This is a genomic window from Priestia sp. P5_B4, assembly GCF_056400385.1.
This window is the reverse complement of sequence record NZ_JBFULJ010001252.1, coordinates 1-839: the sequence shown is the minus strand read 5'-3', so window position 1 is coordinate 839 and position 839 is coordinate 1. Positions and strand designations below refer to the sequence as shown.

The window sequence follows — 839 nt, the reverse complement described above, 5'->3', positions numbered from 1 at the left end:
CATTTATACAACATTTTATTGTAAGATAGATTAGTTGCATATGAATCAGATATTAAAGTTCATACTAACTAACTTACTTACCTATTATTAGTGTAAGGAATCAAGAAAGAGTGAGGGAAAGATCAAAATGTCTAAGACAAGGTATAAGAACCAAAAAGAATCCAATGAAGCAATTGCGAAAGCTCATATAGAGAACGATTATACAAATCGTCAGAATAAGCTGTTGCTAGTATCAAAAGTTAATTACGGAAAAATAAATTCAAAGGTATACTACTCGTCAGTAGACGACAAAGGTATGAACCTTTATGAATTTAGCAAGAACGCTGAACGAAATTTAATGTTAATTGAGCGGTACGAATGGGCTGATTTCTCTAGCGTTACAATTGACCATAGCATTACAAAATCAGCATTTACATTTGTCGGTCATGGTGAAAATAGGGATATTACAATAGAAGTAAAAGGAAAGGAAGTAGAGCATGTTATTCGTAACCATTCTTCTATGGAAGTTAACGTAGTAAAAAGACCTGTCTGGACTAAAGTATTAGGATATCGTTCACAGACAACTTGGAAAATGTTTATGGCTTCTACTGTTTACACCTTAATTCTTTTATTCATATTACATGCCTTATTACCAACAGCTACTCATAATTTTATTATGGGACTAGCTTTACTAATTCTGTTTTTAAGCATCATAGGCTTATTTATTGGATTAATAAAGCCAAAGTGGGCATTGCCTAAATTTAAAGTCAAAACAAGAAAACGTGTATTATTTTCTTATCTATATTTAATTCTTAGTTGTTTTTTTATTGCCGGAGTCTTTAGTGATGGAGAATCAACTT

1 pseudogene is annotated in these 839 nt (G+C 31.5%); it reads left to right on the top strand.

Annotated elements, in window-relative coordinates:
- Positions 1 to 127: 127 nt before the first annotated feature.
- Positions 128 to 839, top strand: a pseudogene (locus tag AC1DRF_RS30300) (hypothetical protein); the annotation flags it as partial.